Genomic DNA, 21,394 nt, shown 5'->3' on the forward strand with positions numbered 1-21,394 from the left:
GTCAGACTCCTAACTTCCATGAAAGGGTGCGTAGCAGGTCAGCAAATACGCCCGCTGCCGTCACGTCGTTACCCGCGCCGTATCCGCGCAGAACCAACGGTAGCGGCTGATAATAGTGGCTGTAAAACGCCAACGCGTTTTCACCGTTTTTCACTTTGAACAGCGGATCGTTGCCGTCTACTGCTTCTATTTTTACGCGACAGACGCCATCCTCTTCAATATTGCCAACATAGCGTAATACTTTCCCCTCATCACGGGCTTTCGCCACACGCGCGGCAAAGGCGTCATCCAGCTGCGACAATTTAGCCATAAACGCGGAAACATCACCGGAATCATCAAACTCTTTTGGCAGGACCGGCTCAATAACAATGTCAGAAAGCTCCAGCTCACGACCGGTTTCACGGGCCAGGATCAACAGCTTACGCGCCACGTCCGTACCGGATAGATCGTCACGCGGATCGGGTTCGGTATAGCCCAGCTCACGCGCCATGGTGGTGGCCTCGGAGAAGCTCATTCCTTCATCCAGCTTGCCGAAAATAAACGACAGCGAACCAGAAAGAATACCGGAGAAACGTTGCAGTTCATCGCCCGCGCTGAGCAGATTTTGCAGGTTCTCAATTACCGGCAAGCCCGCGCCTACGTTGGTGTCGTACAGGAATTTACGACGAGACTTCGCCGCTGCAAAACGCAGCTGATGGTAGTAATCCATCGACGACGTGTTGGCCTTTTTGTTCGGCGTGACCACATGGAAGCCTTCGCGCAGGAAATCCGCATACTGATCCGCGACCGCCTGACTTGAAGTACAGTCGACAATCACCGGATTGAGCAGATGATATTCTTTCACCAGACGAATTAAGCGCCCCAGGTTGAAAGGCTCTTTCGCGCTTTCCAGCTCCGACTGCCAGTTTTCCAGATTCAGACCATGGACGTTGGTCAGCAGGGCCTTCGAGTTCGCCACACCGCACACGCGCAGATCGATATGCTTCTTTTTAAGCCAGGTTTGCTGACGTTTAAGCTGCTCCAGCAGCGCACCGCCCACGCCGCCAACACCAATGACAAATACTTCAATCACCTGATCGGTGTTGAACAGCATCTGATGGGTCACACGCACGCCAGTGGTCGCGTCGTCGTTATTCACCACTACCGAAATGGAACGCTCAGACGAGCCCTGGGCGATTGCCACGATATTAATGTTCGCGCGAGCCAGCGCGGCAAAAAATTTCGCCGAGATGCCACGCAACGTGCGCATACCATCGCCAACGACCGAGATGATCGCCAGACGCTCAGTCACCGCCAGCGGCTCCAGCAAGCCTTCTTTCAATTCGAGATAGAATTCATCCTGCATGGCGCGTTGCGCACGCGCGCAGTCGCCCTGCGGGACGCAGAAGCTGATGCTGTATTCAGAAGAGGATTGGGTGATCAGCACCACCGAGATGCCTGCGCGCGACATCACGGCAAAAACACGCGCCGCCATCCCCACCATGCCTTTCATCCCAGGGCCGGAGACGCTAAACATCGCCATGTTATTGAGGTTAGAAATCCCTTTTACCGGCAAATCGTCATCATCACTGCTGGCACCGATAAGCGTGCCGGGCGCTTGTGGATTGCCGGTATTTTTAATCAGGCACGGGATCTGGAACTGGGCAATAGGGGTAATGGTGCGCGGGTGCAGCACTTTAGCGCCGAAGTAAGAAAGCTCCATCGCTTCCTGATAAGACATCGACTTCAGCAGTCGGGCGTCGGGTACCTGGCGCGGATCGCAGGTATATACGCCATCGACATCGGTCCAGATCTCACAACAATCGGCGCGCAAACAGGCGGCCAGTACGGCGGCAGAGTAGTCAGAGCCATTACGCCCCAGCACCACTAACTCACCTTTCTCATTCCCGGCGGTAAATCCTGCCATCAGAATCATATGGTCCGCAGGAATACGGCTGGCGGCAATGCGGCGCGTAGATTCGGCAATATCAACGGTAGATTCGAGGTAATGGCCTACCGCCAGCAATTTCTCTACCGGGTCGATGACCGTCACGTTGTGCCCGCGCGCTTCCAGCAGGCCAGCCATGATGGCGATCGACATTTTTTCACCACGGCAAATAAGCGCGGCATTGATGCTGTCCGGGCACTGACCCAGCAGGCTGATACCGTGCAGGACGTGCTTAATCTGTGCAAACTCTTGTTCAACAAAGGCTTTGAGCGGAGCCTGCGGGAAACCCGGTTGCGCGGCGGCAAGACCCACCAACAGCTCAGAGAAAATGCGTTCGGCGTCGCTGATATTGGCTAAAGCATCCTGACCACCGATGGTCTTCTCAATCATCGCCACCAGATGGTTGGTAATTTTTGCGGGGGCAGAGAGAACGGTCGCGACCTGCCCCTGTCTGGCATTGCTTTCCAGAATATCGGCAACCCGCAGAAAGCGCTCTGCATTTGCCACTGATGTACCGCCGAACTTCAACACTCGCATGGTTTACCTCATTGCCTTTGGTCGAAAAAAAAGCCCGCACTGTTTAGGTGCGGGCTTTTTCTTGTGTTTCCTGTACGCGTCAGCCCGCACCGTTACCTGTGGTAATGGTGATGGTTGTGGTAATAGTGATGCTGATGCGTTTCATGATGTTGTGTGCTCTGTAATTATTTATTATCTGTCCTGTATTCTTTTAGGGTTAAAGTATCTGCTGACCTAAGTCAATAAATTTTTAAATTGGTCACATTCCGAAACTTGTTCACGAGCGACTGCTTGCCCTTTTAGTTTCGACCAATACAGTATGTCACCCCTACTTGAATCCAGAGCAAAACACCACGCAACAAATGTAGGTCGATATTTTATTTCGTGATGCTTTTTTCTATATCATGTAAAAAACGGTGCAACATTGCCGTATCTCGCTGCCCTAACAGACCCATTCGCTGTTGCAGCCAGTCCGTCAACTTGATGTCGTCAGAAACGTTCAGCGTGGCTAATAAACGCAAAACGCGCGCGCGCAATGCCTGTAGCTGAAGCTCATCCGTCACCTCAATGTTTTTGACGGGTTGTTGTATTAAACCTGCTAATTGATAGCAATACACCATCACCGCCTGCCCCAAATTGAGTGAAGGATAGTCAGCCACCATAGGTACACCGGTGAGTACATCCGCCAGGGCCAATTCTTCGTTGGTCAGCCCTGAATCTTCACGACCAAAAACCAGCGCGGCGTGATCCATCCACGTTGATTTTTCCTGCAGCAGAGGAACCAGTTCGACCGGCGTAGCGTAGTAATGGAACTTCGCCCGACTACGCGCAGTGGTCGCGACGGTAAAATCTACGTCGTGCAGCGCCTCCGCTAACGTTGAAAAAACGCTAATATTATCAATAATATCGCCAGAACCATGCGCGACCCATCGCGTGGCGGGTTCCAGGTGGGCTTCGCTGTCAACGATGCGTAATTGGGTGAACCCCATGGTCTTCATAGCGCGGGCAGCCGCACCAATATTTTCCGCTCTGGCGGGGGCAACCAGAATAATTGTTAAACGCATTTCGATACTCTTTTTGGCCAGTCTGCAAGGAATAATGTGACGTGCTTCAACATATTACGCAGTGCGAATTTACATATTTTTAACAGAAATCACTGAAAAAGCATTTCGCATCCATTAAAAAATGCTAAACTATTTCCCGGGTGTACTATTGCTTTTTATGTTAACAAAAGTTGCATATCCCTCTGTTTATCCATGATAATTTAATTTAAAATGGATCGCACCGGTTGGATTCATTACATTTATTAATTTGCTCGTGCAACTAGTTGTAATATTGCAATTTTGTGATGAAAGCAAACATTTGGATACGTTGATTTCATCAAACTGTTAACGTGCTACAATTGAACTTGATATATGTCAACGAAGCGTAGTTTTATTGGGTGTCCGGCATGTCTTAGCCTGTTATGTTGCTGTTAAAATGGTTAGGATGACAGCCGTTTTTGACACTGTCGGGTCCAGAGGGAAACTACCCACGACCAAGCTAATGATGTTGTTGACGTTGATGGAAAGTGCATCAAGAACGCAATTACGTACTTTAGTCATGTTACGCCGATCATGTTAATTTACGGCATGCATCAGGCAGGTCAGGGACTTTTGTACTTCCTGTTTCGATTTAGTTGGCAATTTAGGTAGCAAACATGCAGACCCCGCACATTCTTATCGTTGAAGACGAGTTAGTAACACGCAACACGTTGAAAAGCATTTTCGAAGCAGAAGGCTATGATGTATTCGAAGCGACAGATGGCGCGGAAATGCATCAGATTCTCTCTGAATATGATATCAACCTTGTGATTATGGATATCAATCTGCCTGGGAAAAATGGCCTGCTGTTAGCGCGCGAACTTCGCGAACAAGCTAACGTTGCGCTGATGTTCCTGACGGGCCGTGATAACGAAGTCGATAAAATTCTCGGCCTCGAAATCGGCGCAGACGATTACATCACCAAGCCGTTTAACCCGCGCGAACTGACTATCCGTGCTCGTAACCTGCTGTCCCGTACCATGAACCTGGGTACTGTCAGCGAAGAACGCCGTAGCGTCGAAAGCTACAAGTTCAATGGCTGGGAGCTGGACATCAACAGCCGCTCTCTGATTGGTCCTGACGGTGAGCAGTATAAACTGCCACGCAGCGAATTCCGCGCCATGCTTCACTTCTGTGAGAATCCGGGCAAAATCCAGTCTCGCGCAGAACTGTTGAAAAAAATGACCGGTCGCGAACTGAAGCCGCATGACCGTACCGTTGACGTGACGATCCGCCGCATTCGTAAACATTTCGAATCAACGCCGGATACGCCAGAAATCATCGCCACCATTCACGGTGAAGGCTACCGTTTCTGCGGCGACCTGCAGGATTAATTCAATCCTCACTGGTATAAAAACGGCGCTTTATGCGCCGTTTTTCATTTCCCCTACTGCCCTATTTCCACAAGCGAAATTCGTCGCTCTGCGCAGGCTGAAGCTCTGGAAGTTCTGGAGATTTTGGCTTTGCTTTTGGCTGTGCCAGCGAGTGCCAGTCAAGATGACGCGTCAGGAACATTACCCCACACAGCGCGAACAACAGCACGCCGGTTCCCAGCAGTAAAGAGCTATCCTGTGAACGTAGCAGCACCCACATCACACCATCCAGCCCCAGCAGCGCCACGGTGAACAAAATACTGTTCCGCCAGCCCTGCAATATCGCCTGCAGATACACACCGTTCATCAACGCCCCCACCAGACTTGCCGTTATCCACGCCGCCGTAAAACCAATGTGTTCCGACAGTGCCAGCAGCAGCAGATAAAACATTACCAGCGATAGCCCCACCAGCAGATACTGCATCGGGTGCAGGCGCAGATTGGTCATACTTTCAAGGACGAAGAAAGACATAAAGGTCAGCACAATCAGCAGGATGGCATACTTTGTTGCCCTGTCCGTTAACTGATACTGATCTGCAGGCGTGGCGACGGCGACGCTAAACGCTGGCATGCCCAGCCAACCAATCTTTTCGTCGTTAAAGCGCTCGCCGAGGTTGTTCGCAAACCAGCTGCTTTGCCACTGAGCCTTGAATCCTGATTCGCTAATTTCGCGCTTAGCCGGGAGAAAGTCCCCAAGAAAGTTGGGATGTGGCCAGTTGCTGGTTAAGGTCATTTCACTGTTACGTCCAACCGGAACGACGGAGAAATCGCCGGTTCCGCTCAAATTAAGCGACAACGCCATGCTCAGATTTTGCTCAGCCCAGCTCGCATCGGGTAGCGGAATGTGGATCCCCTGCGCACGTCCATCCAGCCCCGTCCCAGGCTCAACGGCCAGCGACGTTCCATTGACCTGCGGCGCTTTTACCACGCCAATCCCGCGCGCGTCCCCCACGCCAACCACAATAAACGGTTTGCCAATGCTGATATTAGGATGATTTAAATCACCCAACCGTTCGGCGTTAAACTCAGCCTTCACCGAAACATCATTGTGCCAGACCTGGCCCTCATAAATACCGATTTTACGCGCTTCAACGTTCTGATTCCCCTCAACTACCAACGACTCCGGCAGCCAGAAATGGATATAGCTACGCTTACGCTGGATTTCTTTGCCATCCTCCAGTGAGGTGTAAAGTTCCGTTAGCGGAATGGCTATCAACGGTCCTACCATCTTTTGCGGCCCGCTGGTGCTCTGTCGGATAGCATCTTCGACTTCATCGCGGTAATCCGATCGCTCCACGATGATCTGCCTGACCATCGTCAGCGGAATTAACAGCAGCAGTATTGCGCCACCTAAGGTGACTATTTTCCAAAACAGGGGTGATTTAAACATAGCGTTCTCCTTTGCAATATCAGCAAGGTAGAACAGCTATGTGCGGAGAATTTGAAGTTATGTGAAGTAACCGTGAAGCGTAAACGAGGCCTGTGCGCCGCCTTGTGGTCGGTTGCACAATGTCACCGTCCCCTCGTGCAGTCGCGCAACCTCACTGACAAACGCCAGCCCTAAACCGCTGCTCTTATGCCCATTTTCACGGGGCAGCGAATAGAAACGCTCAAAAATACGCGGCAACGCGAAGTCGGGGATCCCGCTGCCGCTGTCGATTATCTGCAACGTGACCAGTTCATCCTGCTGATGCGCGCTCAGCGTAATCGTCCCGTCCTGTGGCGTGAAGTCGATAGCGTTGTCGAGCAAATTCCCCAATGCCTGCTCCAGTAACGCAGGATCGGCGGCGACGCTAAGCGATGAAGGCATAATGGTAAGCGTGATGTTTTTTGCCGCCAGTTGCACGCTACGCGCCTCTTTGAGCTGAGCAAACAGCGCATCTACCGCCACTGGCGTCAACGTAATGTCCTGTCGATTCTCCAGCCGCGCCTGGCGTAACAGGGTTTCGACCAGCGCCTGCATGCGCGCATTTTGCGTCAGGATATTATCGGTAAAGCGCGCAACCACGTTCGGCGGCGGACCTTCGCGCAAAATCTCAGCCGCGCCGCGAATGGCCGCCAGCGGACTTTTCAGTTCATGCGTTAACGCATAAACATACTGCTCAATGTAGTTTTTGCCCTCCAGCTTCAGTCGCATACTTTCCAGCGCCTGCGCCAGTTTACGTAGCTCGCTGCTACCTAAATCAGGCAGTGGGACGGGGCGATTCTCGGTAACGGAGTCGGCATAGCGCGCCAGCCGGGCGATGGAGCGGTTTATCCACCATACCATCCCGATGCCAATCACTAAGGCAATGCCCAGCAATACGGCGCTGGCCCACAACATCCGCCGTTCACTGCGTTTAATCACCGGCGCCATCGCCGCATTCGGTTTACCGACGCTAAGCACTCCGATAATACGTCCGCCGTCTACGATCGGCGCGGCCACGTACATCACTGAACTTTCCGGATCGTTCGGGTTTTGCGGCGTACTGCGGGCGCCATATTGCCCACGCAGGGTTAACCACACGTCGTTCCAGCGAGAATAATCCTGACCGACAGCCTGGTTTGCGGAATCAAACAACACTTTACCCTGCGCGTCCGTCATGTAGACATGGTATTCATTACGGACTTTGTTAATGCCGCTGATATTGGCGCTGAATGGGCGGTTATGCAGTTGCGAAAATGCCTGCGCCAGCTTGCCGTTGGCGGGAGAGTCAGAGAGCAAGTCATCGCGCGCCAGCGCAGCCAGCAGCGTGGCGGTATCAATCAAAGTGCCTTCGGTTGCCCGGCGGACGCCTGGTTTAATTTCCTGTACAAAGATCGACAAAACGAACCAGGCGGCGACGGCAACAATCAGAAAATAGCCGAGCAACAAACGCATGCCAATGCGCATCAGACGCTCCTCAGGCTATATCCCATACCGCGATGCGTATTGATGGGGGAAAGCTCAGGGTTGATAGCCCGCAGCTTGGCGCGCAGCGTTTTAATGTGGGTATCGACCGTTCTGTCAAAGGTGTCCTGTGCATCGGCCCAGACTAAATCCATCAACTGCTGGCGTGAGTAAATGCGCCCCGGCGACAACAGCAGCGTTTTCAGCAACAGAAATTCATAGCGCGTCAGGTTTAACGGCTTGCCGAACCAGGTAATCTGCGCGGCCAGCTCATTAAGTTCAAAATCGCCGCAGCGCGTCGTCGATGAAGGAGCAGAGAATTTCTGCACCCGCCGCAGCAGCGTACGCACGCGGGCGCACACCTCGCGCGGTGAGAAAGGCTTGGCAACATAGTCATCCGCGCCAATTTCCAGCCCCAGCAGGCGATCCACCTCATCGCTACGCGCGGTCAGAAACAGGATCGGCAACGCTGGATGCCGCTCCAGCAGGCGTCGACACAGTTCAAAACCGCTGATATCTGGTAGTCCGACATCCAGAATAATTGCATCAGGACAACGCTGGCGAGATTTCTCCAGCGCAGGTAACCCGCGCTCAAACGCTTCCACGCTAAAACCTTCCTGCTGCAGCATGTAGATGAGCGTATCGGCGATGCCCTGCTCATCCTCAACCAACCAGATCAACGGTTGTTGCATTTTGCTTCCTTGTTATTCCCGCCACGGCATGATGGGCACCGCGCTGATGGCATTTTTGGGCGATCCATCGACCACTTTATCTGAATAGGCCAGATAGGCGAGTGCATTACGTTTCGCGTCGTAAAAACGCACGACCTGTAAGGATTTAAACACCAGCGAGGTACGTTTTTTAAATACCACTTCGCCCTGCGCTTTGCCGTTCTTGATTCTGTCGCTCAGTTCTACCGGCCCCACCTGCTGACAGGAAATGGCGGCATCGGAGGTATCTTCCGCCAGCCCCAGCCCACCTTTGATGCCGCCGGTCTTCGCCCGGCTCACGTAGCAGGTCACGTTGGTAACATCTGGATCGTCAAACGCTTCGACCACAATTTTATGATCCGGCCCAAACATTTTGAACACCGTATCGACAGATCCAATCTGCTCCGCATGGGCGACCTGCGCTAACATCAGCAGAATTGAGGAAATGATTAAGCTCTTATATTTCATATTGTTACCATTTTTAAAAGTTACTCTGTGTAATTATTCGACATTCTAAGATAAAACGTATACAGATCACAGGATTACAATAATCACGCTTTCGAATGATCGAAAAAAGCATTTATGAGCAAAAAAAACACTGAATGCTAAAACAGCAAAAAATGCTATTATCCTCATACCTGACGTCAGGTACTCGTTGTTGAAAGGATGAGGATATTTTATGGATCAGGCTGGCATTATTCGCGACCTATTAATCTGGCTGGAAGGTCATCTGGATCAGCCTTTGTCGCTTGACAATGTGGCGGCAAAAGCAGGCTATTCCAAGTGGCACCTGCAGAGAATGTTTAAGGACGTGACGGGCCATGCTATTGGCGCCTATATCCGCGCCCGTCGTTTATCGAAATCCGCAGTGGCGCTGCGCCTGACTGCACGCCCAATTCTGGATATTGCGCTGCAATATCGCTTTGACTCTCAACAAACCTTTACCCGCGCGTTCAAGAAACAGTTTTCCCAGACGCCTGCGCTGTATCGCCGTTCGCCGGAATGGAGCGCGTTTGGTATTCGCCCGCCTATGCGACTGGGTGAATTTGCCATGCCTGCGCACGAGTTTGTTACGCTGGAAGATACGCAACTGCTTGGCACCACGCAAAGCTATTCCTGCTCGCTGGAGCAGATTTCAGATTTCCGTCATGAAATGCGAATTCAGTTCTGGCGCGACTTCCTTAGCCAGGCTCCTGCGATCCCACCGGTGCTGTACGGGCTGAACGAAACGCGTCCGAGCATTGAAAAAGATGACGAGCAGGAAGTGTTTTACACCACAGCACTGACGCCGGAACAGGCCAATGGTTATGTGCCGTCGGCACAGCCTATCCTGCTACAGGGCGGCGAGTATGTGATGTTTACCTATGAAGGGCTGGGGACCGGTGTACAGGAGTTTATTCTGACGGTTTACGGCACATGCATGCCAATGCTGAACCTGACGCGCCGTAAAGGGCAGGATATCGAGCGATACTACCCGGCAGAAGATGCCAAAGCGGGAGATCGCCCGATCAACCTGCGCTGCGAATTCCTGATTCCGATTCGCCGCTAGCGCTGCAGTTCGTCTAACGCAGGGGCGTCCAGATGTGAGATGTCCCCTGCCGTTTCAACTACCCATCCCGGCGCAAGCCACAAACTTTCCTGGTAATCGACGCGAGAAATAGAACAGTTGCGCAGACGCAGGCGACGTTCAGCCCATGCCGGTAATCCCAGAATCGTACTCACCAGACAACCCAGTGCAATACCGTGACTGACCAGCAGCGGACGACTCCCCGGCGGCAACTCCAGACAGGATGCCAGCGCCGCGTGGACGCGATCGCTCAGTTCCTGCATCGATTCCCCTTCCGGAATACGACCCTCCACCGTACCGTTCACCAACTGGCGACGCCAGCCCTCTTCTTCCGACGTCAGCGTATCGATATGACGTTGCTCCAGCACGCCCATATTCAGCTCGCGCAAACGTGAGTCATAGGTGATATCACAGCCACAGGCCTGGGCGATGATTTCTGCGGTGCGTCGTGTACGACCTAAATCGCTACTGATGACATGCGTAATACCAAACGTGCGGGCGCGTTCGCCCACCTGCATGGCTTGCTGTTCACCTTTAGCGGTCAGTGGGCTGTCTGACTGGCCTTGAATACGTCGCTCGGCGTTCCACTGCGTTTCGCCATGGCGAACAAGGTATACCTGTAACATGCTTTTTTTCCGTTATACTGCGATGCGATGAATTTTCAAACTGAGCTTAATTATGCACAAGGTTATCTCTGCGACCACCAATCCTGCCAAAATTCAGGCAATTCTGCGGGCATTTGAAGAGATTTTCGGGGAAGGATCCTGCCATATTGAACCCGTCGCCGTCGAGAGTGGCGTGCCGGAACAACCTTTCGGAAACCAGGAAACGCGCACTGGCGCACGAAATCGCGTTGATAATGCGCGCCGTCTGCACCCGCAGGCTGATTTCTGGGTCGCTATTGAAGCGGGAATTGACGACGATGCGACCTTCAGTTGGGTGGTGATTGATAATGGCGTCCAGCGCGGCGAAGCCCGTTCAGCCACGCTGCCATTGCCAGCTGTCATTCTCGACAGAGTCCGTCAAGGCGAAGCGCTCGGTCCGGTGATGTCGGACTACACGGGTATTGATGAGATTGGCCGTAAAGAAGGCGCAATCGGCGTCTTTACCGCGGGCAAGCTGACGCGCTCAAGCGTATACCACCAGGCGGTGATTCTGGCGCTCAGCCCATTTCATAACGCAGTGTATTTATAGCGTTGTGCCGGATGGCGGCTTCGCCTTATCCGGCCACAACCGCGCCACATCCTTAGGCCTGATAAGCGAAGTGCCATCAGGCATTTTTTAGCAGCACCTGCTCCAGCCAATGACGCAGATCCACCGGTGCAGATTTGAGGCTGTTCGACCCCCGTGTAATGGTGGCGATCCCCGCCCCGAGCTCGTTTTTAAGCTCGCGCTGACTCATCTCGCCGCGCAGCAGCTCTTCAATGATACGCACGCGCGTGCCCAACGCTTCGCGCTCATCCGGCGTTAACATCAAATTGAGCAGGGGCAGGTGTAAGTCTTGTTCATAGGCGTGTTTAAGCAGATCGACAAAACGTAACCACTCCTGGTGACGCTGTTCTGCCATCTCTGCCGAATAGGGTGATTGCTGAGTCATAAGTTATCGCCATCGTTGCGGGGGAAGCGTGCTTGCCTCCCCCTTTTGTACTCTTTAACGAGTACGATAGCATAACACAACCGACACGATCAGTAACGACGTTGCCATTCTGCGTCGCTCATCAACTCCGGCTTATCACCAAGGAAATAGCGATAGTACGCATCGTAAGCCAGCACGTTCTTCACGTAGCCACGCGTCTCAGAGAATGGAATGCTTTCGACAAACGCGACAGCATCGATACGACCCGCGCTATTGCCAAGCCAGGTGCGAACGCGCCCCGGTCCGGCGTTATAGGCCGCCGACGCGAAAATGCGGTTATTACCGAATTGCTGATAGACATACTGTAAATAGCTGGTACCAATGTTGATGTTGGTATCAGGATCCAGTAGTTGGCTCGGGCTGCTGTAACCTGGAATCGAGAACATTTTCACCGTATGCGTCGCCGTGCCCGGCATAATCTGCATCAGCCCGCTGGCACCAACCGGCGATTTTACTTTCGGGTTCCAGGCGCTTTCCTGACGCGCTATCGCCATCGCATAGCTTGGCGGAATATCCTTGCCGCTGGTGTAGCGTGTAAACAGATCCTTGTAGGCCAGTGGGAAACGCTCTTCCAGATGATCCCACAGCTTACCGGCGATCGTCGCTTGTACGCTCAGATCCCACCAGTGATTGTTGAACGCATAACGCGCCAGTTGAGCCTGCTCAGACTTCGTGCGACTGGTGACCAGATTCGCCCATTCACTGCGCGCGGTATTGTCCAGGTTCCAGTACATTAGCTCGCGCACACGTGCCATTTCCGGTCCCTGAGTCAGCGCAGAGTCAACGTTTGCCGGGGCTTTATCCACTTTCAGCTCGTACTCTTCACCCAGACGCTGTGCCGCCACCATCGGATAGAAACCGCGCTGCTGCATGAGCTGGTGCAGGATCTCTTTGGCTTCCGCCTCGCGCCCGCGCTCAAGCAGCAGATCCGCCTGCCAGTAACGCCACTCATCTTTCTCTTTTGCTTCCATTGGCAGACGCGCCAGCCAGGTATTCAGACCACGACGATCGCCGGTTCCCAGCGCCATGCGCACACGGCGCTCCACAAGCGAGGTGGAATTCGAGCGCATAATGGCGTCATCGCGCCATTTGGCCTGCTCATCGGTAACGTCATTACCCATCAGACGCCAGGCGACGATGTCGCGCAGCTCCTGGGTTTGCTCGTCATTCAGCTGTTGCGCCTGCGCCAGAGACGGGATCATCAGGCGGGCATTTTCCGCGTCCTGACGCGCCACGCTGGAAAAAGCCACCGCCGCCATCTGTCGGGTGAAATCCGTCGCGCCAGTGGTGCGTGCAAAGGTCATCACCGAATTCGGATCGTTGGCCAGCGCGATGATCGCCGAAGCGATAGTTTGGTATTGCGCGGGCATTTGTCCAGCCAACGCCGTGACCAGACCGGTATTCCCGGCTTTCATCGCCAGACGAATACGCTCCAGATACGCCAGCGGATCCTGAGTTCCTGAGGCGCGCCATACGCCGAATAATTTGTCACAGGCGTTCGGCTGGCTTTTCCCGCTCAACCACAGTTCTTTCGCGCCCTGCCAGGCCTCTTCGGTTTGCCCGGTGCTCCATTTCGCAAAGTAATAGTTGCATTGCGCTTCCGTGGTACCCGGTTTTTCTGGGCTGAATGCTAGTAGTCCACGCCAGTCCTCCCGTCGCGCCAGTTCATTCACGAAACGTGATTGCAGAGTACGCGCGGGGGGCAGCGTCGGGTTGGCGCGCACAAAATTGGTAACGGTAATGGTGGGCTGATTCATCAGATCGTCAGTAATCTGACGATATTCCAGATAAGGATACAGAGGATAATTCTTCAGGCCGGGCATCATCTGCTCTACGACATCCATCTGTCGGTTATCCCAGGCCTGTTTAATTTGCGCATAGCGACTGCGCTGCTCATCCAGGGAATCGGCTCGCGCCACTTGACTGACCGTCAGCAGACATACGCTGGCCGCCAGCAGGCGCCAGGTAAATTGATTGGCTTTGTCCACAAGCTCTTCCTCTTCTCATGTTACGTCTGTGCGGCATCATGCCGCTTAATTAGTTCATGCTAACCAGACATTGCAGAATGCGCCACGTCACGGACACTTTTTTACTTTTGTTGCGAGTGAGATCTGCTGGCTGGGATTGGGCAATGAAAAAGGCTACACTTCGCCTTTGATAACTATTTACCAATAATTAGCCCTAAATAATTCAAGTTGCAGCAAGGCGGCGAGGGAGTAAATCCCCTGAGCGTACATAGTGCGTGACTGGGGGGAACGACAAATCTGTCAGGAACAGATTTGAACGCTGCGGAGCAGCGGCCCGCAAGGGCGAGGCTCATGGATGAGCCGAGTAACTCACAGCCAACGCATCTGCGGCTTGAAGTATGACGGGATAAATAAAGAGGCGAGTCCAACGTGGCCCAATTTGTTTATACCATGCATCGTGTCGGCAAAGTCGTTCCGCCGAAACGTCATATTCTTAAAAACATCTCACTGAGCTTCTTCCCTGGCGCCAAAATCGGTGTTCTTGGTCTGAACGGCGCGGGTAAATCGACCCTGCTGCGCATCATGGCCGGCATTGATACCGATATCGAAGGTGAAGCTCGCCCACAGCCTGGCATTAAAATCGGTTACCTGCCGCAGGAACCAAAACTGAACCCGGAACATACCGTTCGTGAATCCGTGGAAGAAGCGGTTGCCGAAGTGGTTAACGCGCTGAAAGGTCTGGATGAAGTGTACGCAAAGTACGCCGAGCCGGACGCCGACTTCGATAAACTCGCTGCGCAACAGGGCAAGTTTGAAGAGATCATTCAGGCGCACGACGGTCATAACCTGAACGTGCAGCTTGAGCGTGCCGCTGACGCCCTGCGTCTGCCGGACTGGGACGCTAAAATTGAGAATCTCTCCGGTGGTGAACGCCGCCGCGTCGCGCTGTGCCGCCTGCTGCTGGAAAAACCAGACATGCTGCTGCTCGACGAACCGACTAACCACCTGGACGCCGAATCCGTTGCGTGGCTGGAACGCTTCCTGCACGACTTCGAAGGCACCGTGGTGGCGATTACCCACGACCGTTACTTCCTCGACAACGTTGCGGGCTGGATTCTGGAGCTTGACCGCGGCGAAGGTATTCCATGGGAAGGCAACTACTCCTCCTGGCTGGAGCAGAAAGATCAGCGTCTGGCGCAGGAAGCGTCTCAGGAAGCGGCTCGCCGTAAATCCATTGAGAAAGAGCTGGAGTGGGTGCGTCAGGGCGCTAAAGGCCGTCAGTCTAAGGGTAAAGCCCGTCTGGCACGCTTTGAAGAGCTGAACAACACCGAATATCAGAAGCGTAACGAAACCAACGAACTGTTTATCCCACCTGGAGCACGTCTGGGTGATAAAGTCGTTGAAGTCACCAATCTGCGTAAATCCTACGGCGATCGCGTTCTGATTGACGACCTGAGCTTCTCCGTACCGAAAGGCGCCATCGTCGGCATCATCGGTCCGAACGGCGCGGGTAAATCTACCCTGTTCCGTATGATGTCCGGTCAGGAACAGCCAGACAGCGGCACCATCACACTGGGTGAAACCGTCAAGCTGGCTTCCGTTGACCAGTTCCGTGACGCCATGGACAACAGCAAAACCGTGTGGGAAGAAGTTTCCGGCGGGCTGGATATCATGAAGATCGGCAACACCGAGATGCCAAGCCGCGCCTACGTAGGCCGCTTCAACTTTAAAGGTGTTGATCAGGGTAAACGCGTAGGCGAACTCTCCGGCGGTGAGCGCGGTCGTCTGCACCTGGCGAAGCTGCTGCAGGTTGGCGGCAACATGCTGCTGCTTGATGAACCAACCAACGACCTGGATATCGAAACCCTGCGCGCGCTGGAAAACGCCCTGCTGGAGTTCCCGGGCTGCGCGATGGTCATCTCGCACGACCGTTGGTTCCTCGACCGTATCGCGACCCACATCCTGGATTACCAGGATGAAGGTAAGGTTGAGTTCTTCGAAGGTAACTTTACCGAATACGAAGAGTACAAGAAACGCACGCTGGGCGCAGATGCGCTGGAGCCGAAGCGTATTAAGTACAAGCGTATTTCGAAGTAATTACCGTTAAGCGCCGGATGGCGGCGTTACGCCTCATCCGGCCTACGAGGTGAGTCCGACTTGTAGGCCGGATAAGCGCAACGCCATCCGGCATTTACGCTATCTCTGCTCGCCCATCAACTCTTTCACCAACTCCACGCAGCGCAGAAATCGACCGTCATAGTCGGGCTCCTGAACGTGCACAAAATTGATATTGTTTTCCTGCAGCATCTCGACCAGCAGCGACTGAAACGCTTTTCTGTCAACCGAACTGCCGAGACTGCGTAAGCCATCTGCCACCCATGGAGTGTTATTCTCCAGCAGGATCACCAGGTCAAAGCGATACTCGTCAATCAGGGCCTGCACAAACGGGTGTTCACGCCCTTCATACTTTTTGCAGAAGGCCTGAGTGGTAACGAAATCGGTGTCGATAAACGCCACTTTATTGGCATACTTGACAGCAAAATCAATGTATTGGGCTTGTCCCAGGGCGATTTTATCGTAGTCGGAATACTGCAACGCCATCTCATCACCGCCCAAATGGGAGAAGACGTAATCACGCCCATATTCCCACGCACTGGTAGTGTTAAAGATATTGGCGAGCTTGTTCACCAGCGTCGATTTTCCGCTCGACTCTCCGCCGAGGATCGCCACGGTGCGCACGAAAAACGGCTTCACTTCTGTAGGAATATACTCCCAGTAGCGAAACGGGTTCTCACGGATTTGCCCGCCGCTGATGTTCATAAACGTTCGTTTGGGATCCACCAGCACGGTTTCGATCCCCAGATGTTCCAGATACTGCGGGGCATCTGACTCTTCAGAGGTGTAAATCCAGTTAGGCTGGATCCCTTTCTCCTGCATAAACGTTTTGATCCCGTTGCTCCACACATCCCAACCGTGTGGATACGGCTCCATACCCTCTTCGTTGAAGGCGTGAATACGGATATTTTTCTGATACTTAAAGGTTTGCAGCAGCCAGCGTAGACGATCGGGCACCGTGGGCTGTTGCGACATAGCGCTGTCTTCAAACAGGCTGCGATCGCGCGTGTCGTCATACCCCATGATGATATGCAGTTCATCGACCTGACTACACGCGCGCTGGATAAGATAGATATGGCCGGTATGCAGCGGATAAAACTTACCGAATACCACACCGATATTCTTCTGCTGGCGCGGAAACTCCAGCCCGAGAAACCGGTGCAACGCCTCCAGCTTTTGCGCGCTGGGACTTTTAATTTTGGCATTCAGCAGTTGACTTAAATATCCCTTGGTCATGCCACTGGCATCTGCCACCTGTTGCAGGGTACAGCCCTTTTGCTTAATGGCAGTTTTCAGATAATCAAATGACACAAGAGCCTCCTGCTGTAAAAATAAACGTAATACCCAATACCGCCGGAAAGACGGCGGGTATTTTATTATAGGTCGTCAAACACGCTTAAAGCATCCGTAAGCTTCTTAACGCCAAAGACCTGCATCCCTTCCGGCACTTTTTTCGGCACGTTGGCGGCAGGAACAATCGCCCGACGAAAGCCGTGCTTCGCCGCTTCGGAAATACGCTCCTGGCCGCTGGGTACCGGACGGATTTCGCCCGCCAGTCCCACTTCGCCAAAGACCACTAAGTCCTGCGGCAGCGGTCGGTCGCGCAGGCTGGAAACCATTGCCAGTAGCAGTGCCAGATCGGCGCTGGTTTCGGTAACCTTCACGCCGCCAACCACGTTGACGAACACGTCCTGATCCGCCATCTGCAAGCCGCCGTGACGATGCAGCACGGCCAGCAGAATCGCCAGACGGTTCTGCTCCAGACCGACCGCCACACGACGCGGATTCGCCATCATCGAATGGTCGACCAGCGCCTGAATCTCCACCAGCAACGGGCGCGTGCCTTCCCAGACCACCATCACCGAACTGCCGGAGGTGACTTCATCGCCACGGCTTAAGAAGATAGCGGAAGGGTTGCTAACTTCACGCAGCCCCTGTTCGGTCATGGCAAAGACGCCCAGCTCATTCACCGCGCCAAAGCGGTTTTTATGGCTACGCAGAGTACGGAAACGAGAATCGGCGTCGCCGTCGAGCAGCACCGAGCAGTCAATACAGTGCTCCAGCACCTTTGGACCGGCCAGCGAGCCGTCTTTGGTGACGTGGCCGACCATGACAATCGCCACGCCTCGCGTTTTGGCAAAGCGGGTCAGGTAAGCCGCGGTTTCGCGCACCTGTGCCACGCTGCCCGGCGAAGACTGAATGTCCGCCATGTGCATCACCTGAATGGAGTCGATAACCATCAGCCTCGGCTGTTCTTCTTCGGCAATCAGGCAAATTTGTTCGATACTGGTTTCCGACAGCATATTCAGATTCGCCGTCGGCAGACCGAGTCGATGCGCGCGCATCGCCACCTGTTGCAAAGACTCTTCGCCGGTGACGTACAGGGTTTTCATCTGCTCAGCGAGCTTGCACAGCGTTTGCAGCAGCAGCGTTGATTTCCCTGCGCCGGGGTTACCGCCAATCAGGATGGCGCTGCCGGGCACCACACCGCCGCCCAGCACGCGGTCAAACTCTTTAAATCCGGTGGAAAAACGCGGCAACTCTTCAAGGCTGATATCAGACAGCTTCTGCACTTTTGCGACGCCCGCATTCCCGGCATAGCCGCTGAGCCGCTCGTTACGCGCCACCGTTGGTGACGCGGCAAGGCGTACCTCGGTAATAGTGTTCCAGGCCTGACAGGCGCTGCATTGCCCTTGCCAGCGCGGGTAATCGGCCCCGCATTCGTTACAAACAAAGGCGCGTTTTGGAGCTTTGGCCACGTTTTACCTCTTTCGTTAGCGCGTTTACCGGACAGCGTGGGCGCTTATCCGGCCTACGGTCACTTTGCCATCAGGCAATTAAATCATTTCTGGTTCATGCTGCCAGAGAGAATGCAGAACACGCCCATCAGGTCAGCGTGACGGATCGTAATCTCCGTCTTTTCATTCACTTTGGGTTTGGCATGATACGCTATACCCAGTCCAGCCGTTTTGATCATCGGCAGATCGTTGGCGCCATCGCCGATCGCCACCGTCTGCGCCATCGGGATCTCATACTCCTGCGCCAGGCGGGTCAGGGTGTTGGCTTTGTACTGCGCATCGACGATATCGCCGATCACGTTGCCGGTGAATTTACCGTCCATGATCTCCAGCTCGTTTGCCACAGCCGCCGTCAGACGTAGTTTGTTACGCAGATAATCGGCAAAGAAGGTAAAACCGCCGGAGGCAATTGCCACTTTCCAGCCGAGCGTTTCCAGTTTTAACACCAGTTGAGTCAGGCCAGGCATCAGTGGTAGCGTTTCGCGCACCTGGTGCAAAATATTGGCATCAGCGCCCTTCAGCGTCGCCACGCGGCTGCGCAAGCTGGCGGTAAAGTCCAGCTCGCCGCGCATCGCGCGTTCGGTGACTTCCGCAACCATTTCGCCGGTTCCCGCCAGTTTGGCAATTTCATCAATACACTCGATCTGGATAGCCGTTGAATCCATGTCCATCACCAGCAAACCCGGCGTGCGCAAATGCGGAATTTTACCCAGTGGCGCAACATCCAGTTTGGCATCATGCGCCAGTTTTGCCGCACGCGGCGTTAACGAGCCCGCCAGACGAATCACCTGATAATCCTCAACGCACCACGCCGCCACGATCACCATCGCCGCACCCAGTTTGCTCTGGTATTGCGTTAACCGTTGTTTATCCAACCCACGACCGTACAGCAGCCAGCCACTGCGGCCCGCGTGGTAATCCAGCGGCATGACTTCATCACCGCTTAAAGAGAGAGGCAGACCTGGCCACAGAGAAACATCTTCAGGTAGATCGCACCAGGTAATGTTAGGCATTAAAGCTCCTGTAAAATCGTTCGGGTCGGAATCATCAGGGGAAAATAACGCATGAGGCTACCCTGTAACCAGCGCTTCTGGCAACATTAAGTCTCAAATTTTCAGCAGGTGGAATATGGCTCGCACAAAACTGAAATTCCGACTTCATCGTGCAGTGATTGTATTGTCCTGCCTTGCGCTGCTCGTTGCTCTGATGCAGGGCGCGTCCTGGTTTAGTCAAAGCCACCAACAGCAGCGTAATCCGCAGCTCGAAGAGCTGGCGCGCACGCTGGCTCGCCAGGTCTCCTTGAACGTCGCCCCGCTGATGCGTACCGAAACGCCGGATGAAAAGCGCATTAAAGCGGTACTCTCGCAGCTCACGGAAAGTAGCCGTATTCTGGATGCGGGCGTCTACGATGAAAAGGGAGACCTGATTACACGCACCGGTGAGAGCGTCAACGTTCGAGACCGACTGGCGTTGGACGGCAAAAAAGCCGGGGGCTATTTTAACCAGCAGATTGTCGAGCCCATTCAGGGAAGAAATGGTCCACTGGGCTATCTACGCCTGACGCTGGATACCCACACGCTCGCCACCGAAGCCAAGCAGGTGGATAACACCACCAACATCTTACGCCTAATGCTGCTTCTGTCACTGGCAATTGGCGTGGTGCTCACCCGTACCTTATTGCAAGGCAAGCGCACCCGCTGGCAGCAATCCCCTTTCCTGCTGACCGCCAACAAACCGGTACAGGAAGAAGACAACGAGAAGAAAGAGTAATAACAGAAAGGAAATCGACCATGACGACACTACGCCTGCTTATCTCAGACTCTTACGATCCGTGGTTTAACCTCGCGGTCGAAGAGTGCATTTTTCGCCAGATGCCCGCCACGCAGCGCGTCCTGTTCTTGTGGCGTAACGCCGATACGGTGGTGATTGGCCGGGCGCAAAACCCGTGGAAAGAGTGTAATACCCGCCGTATGGAAGAAGACAGCGTGCGGCTCGCCCGTCGCAGCAGCGGCGGCGGCGCGGTGTTCCATGACTTAGGCAATACCTGCTTTACCTTTATGGCCGGTAAACCGGAGTACGACAAAACCATCTCTACCGCTATTGTCCTCCATGCCCTGAACGCGCTGGGCGTAGACGCCGACGCCTCCGGGCGTAACGATCTGGTCGTGAAAACGCCAGACGGCGATCGCAAAGTTTCCGGCTCTGCTTATCGGGAAACGAAAGACCGCGGATTCCACCACGGCACGCTGTTGTTGAACGCCGATCTCAGCCGCCTGGCAAACTATCTCAATCCGGATAAAAAGAAACTCGCCGCCAAAGGCATCACCTCGGTTCGCTCACGCGTAGCGAATCTAACGGAGCTGTTGCCGGGCATCACCCATCAACAGGTCTGTCAGGCCATCACGGAAGCCTTTTTTGCCCACTACGGCGAACGTGTCGAAGCGGAAATTATCTCGCCGGACAAAACCCCGGATCTGCCGAACTTTGCCGAAACCTTTGCCCGTCAGAGCAGTTGGGAGTGGAATTTTGGTCAGGCGCCTGCGTTCTCGCATCTCCTGGACGAGCGTTTCACCTGGGGCGGCGTTGAGCTGCATTTCGACGTGGAAAAAGGTCATATCACCCGTACGCAGGTCTTTACCGACAGCCTCAATCCCGCGCCGTTAGAAGCGCTGGCGGGTCGTCTGCAGGGGTGTTTGTACCGTGCTGATATGCTGCAACAGGAGTGCGAAGCGCTGCTGGTTGATTTCCCAGGGCAGGAGAAAGAGTTACGCGAGCTATCAGCGTGGATTGCCAGTGCAGTGAGCTAAACGCTGGCCTGAAAATGCCGGATGGCG

20 protein-coding genes and 1 other annotated feature are annotated in these 21,394 nt (G+C 54.0%); of the genes, 6 read left to right on the forward strand and 14 right to left on the reverse strand.

The genetic code is table 11. The annotated features are described in order from the left end of the window. Window position 1: 1 nt before the first annotated feature. The 4 genes from thrA to yjjY all read right to left on the reverse strand — a co-directional run bounded on the left by thrA (window position 2) and on the right by yjjY (window position 4,047). The gene (gene thrA / locus OGV93_RS14955) at window positions 2–2,464 is read right to left on the reverse strand and encodes a bifunctional aspartate kinase/homoserine dehydrogenase I (RefSeq protein WP_047414492.1); all 2,463 of its coding nucleotides are present in this window, start codon (window positions 2,462–2,464) and stop codon (window positions 2–4) included. A gap of 23 nt (window positions 2,465–2,487) precedes the next feature. Then, window positions 2,488–2,614: a sequence feature (Thr leader region), on the reverse strand. Next, window positions 2,544–2,609 carry a thr operon leader peptide gene (gene thrL / locus OGV93_RS14960; protein WP_032337689.1) on the reverse strand — a complete coding sequence of 22 codons (66 nt, stop codon included), beginning with the start codon at window positions 2,607–2,609 and terminating at the stop codon, window positions 2,544–2,546. Its footprint overlaps the feature before it by 66 nt. Before the next feature lie 206 nt (window positions 2,615–2,820). Beyond that, on the reverse strand, window positions 2,821–3,507 hold the full coding sequence (locus OGV93_RS14965; RefSeq protein WP_016155643.1) for a tRNA/rRNA methyltransferase: 687 nt from the start codon (window positions 3,505–3,507) through the stop codon (window positions 2,821–2,823). 399 nt (window positions 3,508–3,906) lie between these two features. Then, the gene (gene yjjY / locus OGV93_RS14970) at window positions 3,907–4,047 is read right to left on the reverse strand and encodes a YjjY family protein (protein WP_042998021.1); all 141 of its coding nucleotides are present in this window, start codon (window positions 4,045–4,047) and stop codon (window positions 3,907–3,909) included. A gap of 95 nt (window positions 4,048–4,142) precedes the next feature. Between yjjY and arcA the strand changes: the two genes are divergently transcribed. Next, window positions 4,143–4,859, forward strand: coding sequence for a two-component system response regulator ArcA (gene arcA / locus OGV93_RS14975; protein ID WP_001194359.1), 717 nt, complete (start codon window positions 4,143–4,145; stop codon window positions 4,857–4,859). 61 nt (window positions 4,860–4,920) lie between these two features. On the opposite strand, the gene creD is transcribed toward arcA, so the two are convergent. The 4 genes from creD to creA are packed head-to-tail and all read right to left on the reverse strand — an operon-like array spanning window position 4,921 to window position 8,945. Next, window positions 4,921–6,288, reverse strand: a complete 1,368-nt coding sequence (creD, locus tag OGV93_RS14980) for a cell envelope integrity protein CreD (RefSeq protein ID WP_103928887.1) — start codon at window positions 6,286–6,288, stop codon at window positions 4,921–4,923. 57 nt (window positions 6,289–6,345) lie between these two features. Beyond that, entirely contained in the window at window positions 6,346–7,770 is a 1,425-nt protein-coding gene (gene creC, locus OGV93_RS14985; RefSeq protein ID WP_046275504.1) for a two-component system sensor histidine kinase CreC, read from the reverse strand. Further along, window positions 7,770–8,459: a two-component system response regulator CreB gene (creB, locus tag OGV93_RS14990; protein WP_016151622.1), complete on the reverse strand. Its 690-nt coding sequence runs from the start codon at window positions 8,457–8,459 to the stop codon at window positions 7,770–7,772. The genes creC and creB overlap by 1 nt, the downstream gene beginning before the upstream one ends. Window positions 8,460–8,471: 12 nt before the next feature. Further along, on the reverse strand, window positions 8,472–8,945 hold the full coding sequence (creA, locus tag OGV93_RS14995; RefSeq protein WP_016151621.1) for a protein CreA: 474 nt from the start codon (window positions 8,943–8,945) through the stop codon (window positions 8,472–8,474). A gap of 211 nt (window positions 8,946–9,156) precedes the next feature. On the opposite strand from creA, the gene robA reads away from it, so the two are divergent. Next, a complete protein-coding gene (gene robA / locus OGV93_RS15000; RefSeq protein WP_003837295.1) occupies window positions 9,157–10,026 on the forward strand; it encodes an MDR efflux pump AcrAB transcriptional activator RobA in 870 nt (289 codons plus the stop codon). Here the strand turns inward: robA and gpmB are convergent. Continuing rightward, window positions 10,023–10,670 carry a 2,3-diphosphoglycerate-dependent phosphoglycerate mutase GpmB gene (gpmB, locus tag OGV93_RS15005; protein WP_016151619.1) on the reverse strand — a complete coding sequence of 216 codons (648 nt, stop codon included), beginning with the start codon at window positions 10,668–10,670 and terminating at the stop codon, window positions 10,023–10,025. The genes robA and gpmB overlap by 4 nt on opposite strands. A 52-nt stretch (window positions 10,671–10,722) precedes the next feature. Between gpmB and yjjX the strand changes: the two genes are divergently transcribed. Next, window positions 10,723–11,238: an inosine/xanthosine triphosphatase gene (gene yjjX / locus OGV93_RS15010; RefSeq protein ID WP_016151618.1), complete on the forward strand. Its 516-nt coding sequence runs from the start codon at window positions 10,723–10,725 to the stop codon at window positions 11,236–11,238. Window positions 11,239–11,314: 76 nt separating this feature from the next. Here the strand turns inward: yjjX and trpR are convergent, their stop codons facing one another. Both trpR and sltY read right to left on the reverse strand, forming a co-directional pair. Next, entirely contained in the window at window positions 11,315–11,641 is a 327-nt protein-coding gene (trpR, locus tag OGV93_RS15015) for a trp operon repressor (RefSeq protein WP_019078321.1), read from the reverse strand. An 89-nt stretch (window positions 11,642–11,730) separates the two neighbouring features. Continuing rightward, window positions 11,731–13,668, reverse strand: coding sequence for a murein transglycosylase (gene sltY / locus OGV93_RS15020; protein ID WP_047358370.1), 1,938 nt, complete (start codon window positions 13,666–13,668; stop codon window positions 11,731–11,733). Between the two features lie 408 nt (window positions 13,669–14,076). Between sltY and ettA the strand changes: the two genes are divergently transcribed. Next, the gene (ettA, locus tag OGV93_RS15025) at window positions 14,077–15,744 is read left to right on the forward strand and encodes an energy-dependent translational throttle protein EttA (protein WP_003019019.1); all 1,668 of its coding nucleotides are present in this window, start codon (window positions 14,077–14,079) and stop codon (window positions 15,742–15,744) included. Between the two features lie 99 nt (window positions 15,745–15,843). Here ettA and nadR read toward each other — a convergent pair whose 3' ends face one another. The 3 genes from nadR to serB form a co-directional block, all read right to left on the reverse strand. Continuing rightward, complete coding sequence (gene nadR, locus OGV93_RS15030) at window positions 15,844–17,073, reverse strand: multifunctional transcriptional regulator/nicotinamide-nucleotide adenylyltransferase/ribosylnicotinamide kinase NadR (protein WP_016151614.1); 1,230 nt, start codon at window positions 17,071–17,073, stop codon at window positions 15,844–15,846. A 65-nt stretch (window positions 17,074–17,138) separates the two neighbouring features. Then, entirely contained in the window at window positions 17,139–18,521 is a 1,383-nt protein-coding gene (radA, locus tag OGV93_RS15035) for a DNA repair protein RadA (protein WP_053389006.1), read from the reverse strand. A gap of 83 nt (window positions 18,522–18,604) precedes the next feature. Next, window positions 18,605–19,573 carry a phosphoserine phosphatase gene (gene serB, locus OGV93_RS15040; RefSeq protein WP_003829946.1) on the reverse strand — a complete coding sequence of 323 codons (969 nt, stop codon included), beginning with the start codon at window positions 19,571–19,573 and terminating at the stop codon, window positions 18,605–18,607. Window positions 19,574–19,688: 115 nt separating this feature from the next. Between serB and OGV93_RS15045 the strand changes: the two genes are divergently transcribed. Both OGV93_RS15045 and lplA read left to right on the forward strand, forming a co-directional pair. Beyond that, entirely contained in the window at window positions 19,689–20,330 is a 642-nt protein-coding gene (locus OGV93_RS15045) for a YtjB family periplasmic protein (protein ID WP_016155636.1), read from the forward strand. A 20-nt stretch (window positions 20,331–20,350) separates the two neighbouring features. Beyond that, window positions 20,351–21,367 carry a lipoate--protein ligase gene (gene lplA / locus OGV93_RS15050; protein WP_287109654.1) on the forward strand — a complete coding sequence of 339 codons (1,017 nt, stop codon included), beginning with the start codon at window positions 20,351–20,353 and terminating at the stop codon, window positions 21,365–21,367. The last annotated feature ends 27 nt before the right edge of the window (window positions 21,368–21,394 follow it).

The sequence above is a fragment of the Citrobacter sp. Cb031 genome, assembly GCF_030336725.1.
In the GTDB taxonomy this organism is placed as follows: domain Bacteria; phylum Pseudomonadota; class Gammaproteobacteria; order Enterobacterales; family Enterobacteriaceae; genus Citrobacter; species Citrobacter braakii.

What these genes read in the sequence shown, in the direction of transcription:
- robA (WP_003837295.1), top strand. Translation starts at nt 9,157, where the DNA reads ATGGATCAGGCTGGCATTATTCGCGACCTATTAATCTGGCTGGAAGGT.
- lplA (WP_287109654.1), top strand. Translation starts at nt 20,351, where the DNA reads ATGACGACACTACGCCTGCTTATCTCAGACTCTTACGATCCGTGGTTT.
- creD (WP_103928887.1), bottom strand. Translation starts at nt 6,288, where the DNA reads ATGTTTAAATCACCCCTGTTTTGGAAAATAGTCACCTTAGGTGGCGCA.
- arcA (WP_001194359.1), top strand. Translation starts at nt 4,143, where the DNA reads ATGCAGACCCCGCACATTCTTATCGTTGAAGACGAGTTAGTAACACGC.
- creC (WP_046275504.1), bottom strand. Translation starts at nt 7,770, where the DNA reads ATGCGCATTGGCATGCGTTTGTTGCTCGGCTATTTTCTGATTGTTGCC.
- OGV93_RS15045 (WP_016155636.1), top strand. Translation starts at nt 19,689, where the DNA reads ATGGCTCGCACAAAACTGAAATTCCGACTTCATCGTGCAGTGATTGTA.
- yjjY (WP_042998021.1), bottom strand. Translation starts at nt 4,047, where the DNA reads ATGACTAAAGTACGTAATTGCGTTCTTGATGCACTTTCCATCAACGTC.
- OGV93_RS14965 (WP_016155643.1), bottom strand. Translation starts at nt 3,507, where the DNA reads ATGCGTTTAACAATTATTCTGGTTGCCCCCGCCAGAGCGGAAAATATT.
- creB (WP_016151622.1), bottom strand. Translation starts at nt 8,459, where the DNA reads ATGCAACAACCGTTGATCTGGTTGGTTGAGGATGAGCAGGGCATCGCC.
- serB (WP_003829946.1), bottom strand. Translation starts at nt 19,573, where the DNA reads ATGCCTAACATTACCTGGTGCGATCTACCTGAAGATGTTTCTCTGTGG.
- gpmB (WP_016151619.1), bottom strand. Translation starts at nt 10,670, where the DNA reads ATGTTACAGGTATACCTTGTTCGCCATGGCGAAACGCAGTGGAACGCC.
- thrA (WP_047414492.1), bottom strand. Translation starts at nt 2,464, where the DNA reads ATGCGAGTGTTGAAGTTCGGCGGTACATCAGTGGCAAATGCAGAGCGC.
- trpR (WP_019078321.1), bottom strand. Translation starts at nt 11,641, where the DNA reads ATGACTCAGCAATCACCCTATTCGGCAGAGATGGCAGAACAGCGTCAC.
- creA (WP_016151621.1), bottom strand. Translation starts at nt 8,945, where the DNA reads ATGAAATATAAGAGCTTAATCATTTCCTCAATTCTGCTGATGTTAGCG.
- yjjX (WP_016151618.1), top strand. Translation starts at nt 10,723, where the DNA reads ATGCACAAGGTTATCTCTGCGACCACCAATCCTGCCAAAATTCAGGCA.